Genomic DNA, 5,845 nt, shown 5'->3' on the forward strand with positions numbered 1-5,845 from the left:
CGGGCGCGGGGTTCGGCGCGCCGGGAGCCTAGCGCTCGGGAAGGGTCGGGAGGAGTCGCTCGAGGAAGGCGGCGGTATCCTCCCAGCCCTCGACGGCCTGGCAGGCGACGCCCATCGCGAGGACCGGGTAGTCGTTGCCGTCCGGGTCGAGCCGGTCGCCGACGAAGAGCATGTCGTCCAGCGGGATGCCGGTCTGCTCGACGAGCTGGATCATGCCGTACGCCTTGTCGATGCCGCGCTCGGTGATGTCGACCGACGTCGAACCGCCCGAGCGCACCTCCAGATCGGGCAGGAGGGCGGCGACCGCCTGGCGCAGCGCGTTCTTCTTTGATCCGGTCGGATCCCACGCCATCTTCGCGGCGACCGGCGCGGACTGCCCGAGGGCGGAGAAGGTGATCTGCGAGCCGCGATCCTCGAGGATCTCGCCCCACGTCTCGCTCTCCCACAGGCCGAGTCGGCGTGCCTCCGCCTCGACGGCCGCGAACGCCCGCGACTTCTGATCGTCGGTCAGGGTCCGCGCGTACACGGTCGTGACGCCGTCGACAGCGAGGCGGTAGTACTGCGTTCCGCAGGTGGGCAGCAGGTGCAGCGCTGAGCGCACCCGATCGGTCGTCGCGGGCAGCCGGTCGACGACCTGGGTCGTGAACTGCTGCAGCTGCCCGCCCGAGATGATGGCGACCTCGACGCGCGCCGCGAGGGCGATCAGCAGTTCGCCCATGCGGGTGTCGATCGGGGTCTTCGAGGGGGCCAGGGTGTCATCCAGGTCGAAGGCGACGAGGCGGGGCGTGGGCATCTGCGGCTCCGATTCCGGGGGGTGCATACACGGGAGGCCCCGCCGCGGCGGAGCCTCTCATCGGTCGGGGTGACAGGATTTGAACCTGCGGCCTCGTCGTCCCGAACGACGCGCGCTACCAAGCTGCGCCACACCCCGTGGCAACCCCCCGAGTCTACCCCGGAAGGCCGGTCACGCCGAATCGACGGCGCGCAGCGTCAGCACGGAAACCTCGGGGCGGCAGCCGAACCGCACGGGGGCGTAGATCGAGTGCCCGAGCCCGGCCGACACGTTCAGCGGGACCGTGCGACCGCCGTGGGCCCATGGACTGAGTCCGCGAGCCTGGTCGAGCGGGATGTCGCAGTTGGCGACGAGCGCCCTCGACGAGAAGGGAACCCGCACCTGCCCGCCGTGCGTGTGTCCGGCCAGCACGAGGTCGGCGCCCAGGTCGACGAACCGGTCGAGCACCCGGCGATACGGTGCGTGCGTGACACCGAGGGTCAGGTCGCTCGGCCGCGGGCGACCGAGCAGGTGATGCGGATGCAGTGCCGCCAGGGCGCCGGGCAGCGCGTCGAGGTCGTCCCAGTCGCGGTGCGCATCGCTGATGCCGAACGCATCGATGCGCACTCCCGCCACCTCGACGGAGGCCGCCGCGTTGTTGAGGTCCATCCATCCCAGGTCGTCGGTGAAGAAGGCATCCATCGCCCGCGTGTCGAGCTGCTCGGCCGCGCGCGAGCGCTCTGACGGACCCCGGAAATACCGCAGCGGGTTGCGCGCGGACGGCCCGATGACGTCGTTCGACCCGTGGACGAAGAGGCCCGGCACGCCGCGCAGCGGGGCGAAGGCGGTGCGGATGCGGGCGAGTCCGTCGGCGTGCCCGAGGTTGTCGCCCGTGTTCACGATGAGGTCGGGCTGGATCTCTTCCGCGATCCGGGCGATCCATTCCTGCTTCCGGCGCTGCCACGGCGCCATGTGCGCGTCGGAGAGATGGAGGACCGTCAGCGCCGGGGAACCGGCGGGGAGCACCCGCACCTCGTGGGCGCGCACCGTGAACAGAAACCGCTCGATCCCCGTTCCCCAGACGACCCCGGCGACCGCGGTCGCACCGGTCGCGACGGCCGCCGCGCGGACGATGCGCGCCGGTGCCGTCACAGGCACTTCTTGGCTTGGTACGTGATCGTGATCGGGGCGCTTCGACTGACCACCGTGCCGGCCGCGGGATTCGTCCCGGTCACGGTGGGTGAGGTCGCCGAATCCTGTTCGGTGCACTGCAGGGTGATGTTGCCGAAGCCGGCACCTCGCAGTGCCGCCTGGGCCTCCAACGGCGTGCCGCTCACACCCGGCACCGCGACACCCTGGCCGTTGCTGGGGTAGATCGTCACCATGGTTCCCGCGGCGACGCGCCCCGCTCCCGGCTCCTGCCGCGTGACCGTGCCGGCCGCTTCGGCGCCGTCGACGGCGTCACCCACCGTGACATCGAACCCTGCCGCCTGAAGGGTCTGCTGCGCCTGGTCGACAGGCATCCCGATCACGGAGGGCAGCGTCGTGAGCACCTGCTTGGTGAGGTTCGGATCGGGCGCCGGGAAGGCGTCGCCGCCGTAGATCGCGTTCGCGGCACCCTGCATCTTCGGCCAGATGCCGTTGCGGATGCGCGAGAGCTGATACCCGCTGTTGCGGAACTGGTCCAGCTTCGCGTGACCCTTGACATTGCCCACCCACACGACGGTGGCGACCTTCGTCGATGCACCGTCCATCCAGGTCTGTTCGTACTCGTGGATGCCGGTCTTTCCGAACACCGGAGTGCCGTCTCCGATGCGCGCGCCGCTTCCCGTGCCGCTCATGACGCCCACCAGGGTGTAGGCGGCGGTTGCCGCGACCCCCTCGGACATGACGCGTTCGCAGCTGGTCTGAGGCGTGATGTCGTTGCCGTTCATGTCGAGCGCCATGTCGATCGACTTGGGCCGGCAGAGGATGCCGTTGGCCGCGATCGACGCATACGCCGCCGCCATGTCGAGCGGTGCGACGGCGGCGTCGCCCAGCACGTTGTAGGCCTGGTTCGGCGAGTTGAGCGACCCGGGGGGCACCTGGTCGAGCGGAGTTCCATCGCTGCGCATGACGCCGAGCTTCATGGCGACCTGATTGGTGGTGCAGACCGAGATCTTCTCGGCCATCGCGATGAAGCCCGAGTTCAACGAGTCGCGGGTGAAGTTGTAGATCGTCCCCGTGTAGCCGCTGTTGTTCTCGAAGTTGCCGACGGCATCGTCCCGGCCGTTGGCGGTCGTCACGGTCTGGATCTGCCCGTCGCAGTTGATGACCTTCTTGACCCCGACGCGCCCGTTGATCGCCTCGTTGACGGAGTGCCCCTGCTCGAGCCAGTTGATGAGGCTGAAGACCTTATAGGTCGAGCCGGCCGAGTGACCGCCGCCGCCATTGGCTTCGCGAACGTTGTAATTGACGGGAGTCACCGTGCCGGAGTCGTCGCCGAGGGCGCTGTAGGGCCGGTTCTGCACCATGGAGAGGATGCGGCCCGTGCCGACCTCGACCTGCACACCGGAAGCCCCGAGATCGATGTCGGGTCGAGATGCCGGAACGATCGAGATGGCGTCGAGCGCGGTCTGCTGCAGGTCGGCGTTGAGCGTGGTGTAGATCTTCATTCCGCCGCGCCGCAGGTTCGCGGCACGGGCTTCCGCGGTGTCGCCGAACGACGGGTCCGTCTTGATGATCGACACGACGTACTCGCAGAAGAACTCGGCCCCGCTCGCGATCTTGCAGCCCTGATCCCGCGTCGTGATCGCCGGAGTGATCGGCGTGGCCTTGGCCTCGTCGTACTCAGCCTGCGAAATCTTGCCGTCATCGAGCATGCGGCCCAGGACGTAGTTGCGTCGGTCGAGCGTCAGCTTGTATCCGTCGGCTTCGCCGTTGACGGCCTCGCCGGCAGAGTTCGTGGTCGATCCCTCGGGCCGGTCGAGGCGGTAGGTGTTCGGCTCCTGGACCATGCCGGCGATCGTCGCCGCCTGCGCGATCGTGAGGCTCGCCGCGTCGGTGCTGAAGTAGCGCTGCGCCGCGGCGCCGATGCCGTACACGGTGCCGCCGAAGTTCGTGATGTTCAGGTAGCCGAGAAGGATCTCATCCTTCGAGGACTGCTTCTCGAGCTGGATCGCATACCGCATCTCCTGCAGCTTGCGCTGGTACCCGGCCGAGCCCGTGGCGACGGTCGTGGAGGTGAAGCAGGCCTTCACCTGTTCGTCGTTCGTCGCCTCGGATTCGCAGTTCTGCTGCAGCACGTTCTTGACATACTGCTGGGTGATCGATGAGCCGCCGCGGTTGGATCCGCTGGCGGCGTTGCCCACCAGTGCGCTCACCGTGCCGACGAGGTCGACGCCTCCGTGGGTGTAGAACTTCTTGTCCTCGCTCGCGATGATCGCATCGAACATGACCGGGTTGACCTGATCCCACGTCACCGGGATGCGGTTCTGGTCGTAGAACTGCGCCATCAGAACGTCGTTGCCGGCGCTGTCCTTGCGATAGATCTCGGTGGGAAGCATCAGCGGATCGATCTGCAGGAAGCTCGGCATGTTGTCGAACGTGTCCAGCGCGCTCGAGGCGGCGTATCCGGAGACCGCGATCGCAGGCGTCACGGTCGCGGTGACGAGGATGCCGGCGATCGCGCTCAGGCCGAGCACACCGACGAAGCCGCCGAGCACGCCGGTGCTCGTCCGTTTGTGTTGAGGCATAGGCTTGATGCTAGGGGAGATACCTGGGGGAACTCTTGGTAGGACCCGCGATCCGCGGCTACGCGCCGTCACACCAGGGAGCCTCGATGACCACGTGGGAATACCTCACCACGCCCCTTCTCATCCACAACACGGCCGCGATCCTCAACAACTGGGGCAAGCAGGGCTGGGAACTCGTGCAGGTCGTTCCGGGCCCGGAGGGCGGACTCGTCGCCTACTTCAAGCGCCCGTCGGGCGGGGGAGCGACCAACGCCGGTCTCGGCGCCGCGGCGGTGGCCGCTCAGCAGTTCGAGGGCCCGGCGTGAGCGCCGCGGCATCCATCTCGGCGCGTCTCGCCGAGCTCGGCATCGATCTGCCTCCGGTCGTGCCGCCCGTCGCGGCTTACATCCCGGCGACCGTGCACGGCGACCTCGTCTACACGTCGGGTCAGCTTCCGATGATCGCCGGGGAGCTGCCGGCGACCGGAAAGGTCGGTGACGGACACGGGCTGGTGCCCGCGCCCGACGCTCAGGTCTATGCCCGCCAGAGCGCGCTGAACGCGATCGCCGCCGCGGCCGCGGCCGTGGGCGGCGTCGATCGGCTGACCGGCGTCGTGAAGGTCGTCGGTTTCGTCGCCTCGGTGCCGGAGTTCACCGGCCAGCCGGGAGTCATCAACGGCGCGAGCGAGCTGCTCGGCCAGGTCTTCGGAGATGCCGGACGCCACGCGCGGTCCGCCGTCGGCGTGCCCGTGCTGCCGCTGGACAGCCCCGTCGAGGTCGAGGTCATCTTCAGCTTCGCCTGATCCGGGCGGCCTGCCCGCCGCTTGCGGCTTTGCTCCGGCGTTGCTCCCGCGTTGCTCCCGCGTTGCTCCCGCGTTGTCCCGGTTTCGGTGGGGGTTGTCCCGGTTTCGGTGGGGGTTGTCCCGGTTTCTGTCGCAGTGGGGGGTCGGGAGCGACCGGAAGTGGGACATGGATGCGGGGGTCTGGGCGGTGGCCGACGATCCGGGCGGGTCTCGCGGGGGTTGTCCCGGTTTCTGCTGGGGTTGTCCCGGTTTCGGTGGGGGTTGTCCCGGTTTCTGTCGCCGTGGGGGGTCGGAAGCGACCGGAAGTGGGACATGGATGGTGGGTGGGCGGTGGGATGCCGTAAGCGGATGCGGGATGCGGGATGCGGGATGCAAGATGCGGGATGCGGGATGCCGGATGCGGGGCTCAGCGCTCCCGGCCCAGGCCCACCGGCCCAGGCCCAACGGCTCAGCGCTCACGGCCCAGGCCCACGGCCCAGGCCCACCGGCCCAGGCCCACGGCTCAGGCCCACGGCCCGGGCCCACGCGCCATAGATCCGCCCCCCGGCGCCCGAGCTA

The 5,845-nt window shown here is 69.0% G+C and carries 5 protein-coding genes and 1 tRNA gene; 2 read left to right on the top strand and 4 right to left on the bottom strand.

The annotated features are described in order from the left end of the window. Positions 1 to 28 precede the first annotated feature (28 nt). The 4 genes from QZV81_RS00620 to QZV81_RS00635 all read right to left on the bottom strand — a co-directional run bounded on the left by QZV81_RS00620 (position 29) and on the right by QZV81_RS00635 (position 4,506). Positions 29 to 793 carry an HAD-IIB family hydrolase gene (locus QZV81_RS00620; protein WP_292830936.1) on the bottom strand — a complete coding sequence of 255 codons (765 nt, stop codon included), beginning with the start codon at positions 791 to 793 and terminating at the stop codon, positions 29 to 31. A gap of 64 nt (positions 794 to 857) precedes the next feature. After that, a tRNA-Pro gene (locus QZV81_RS00625) sits at positions 858 to 931 on the bottom strand. A 33-nt stretch (positions 932 to 964) separates the two neighbouring features. Next, on the bottom strand, positions 965 to 1,906 hold the full coding sequence (locus tag QZV81_RS00630) for a metallophosphoesterase (RefSeq protein ID WP_292831163.1): 942 nt from the start codon (positions 1,904 to 1,906) through the stop codon (positions 965 to 967). A gap of 14 nt (positions 1,907 to 1,920) precedes the next feature. After that, positions 1,921 to 4,506 carry a transglycosylase domain-containing protein gene (locus tag QZV81_RS00635; RefSeq protein ID WP_292830939.1) on the bottom strand — a complete coding sequence of 862 codons (2,586 nt, stop codon included), beginning with the start codon at positions 4,504 to 4,506 and terminating at the stop codon, positions 1,921 to 1,923. Positions 4,507 to 4,592: 86 nt separating this feature from the next. Here QZV81_RS00635 and QZV81_RS00640 point away from each other — a divergent pair, with 86 nt between their 5' ends. Both QZV81_RS00640 and QZV81_RS00645 read left to right on the top strand, forming a co-directional pair. Further along, positions 4,593 to 4,811 (top strand): DUF4177 domain-containing protein, encoded by a 219-nt coding sequence (locus QZV81_RS00640; RefSeq protein ID WP_292830943.1) that lies wholly within the window; start codon positions 4,593 to 4,595, stop codon positions 4,809 to 4,811. After that, positions 4,808 to 5,287 (top strand): RidA family protein, encoded by a 480-nt coding sequence (locus tag QZV81_RS00645; protein WP_292830946.1) that lies wholly within the window; start codon positions 4,808 to 4,810, stop codon positions 5,285 to 5,287. The genes QZV81_RS00640 and QZV81_RS00645 overlap by 4 nt, the downstream gene beginning before the upstream one ends. The last annotated feature ends 558 nt before the right edge of the window (positions 5,288 to 5,845 follow it).

Origin of the sequence: Microbacterium sp. (genome assembly GCF_011620665.1) — a bacterium.
Classification (GTDB): domain Bacteria; phylum Actinomycetota; class Actinomycetes; order Actinomycetales; family Microbacteriaceae; genus Microbacterium.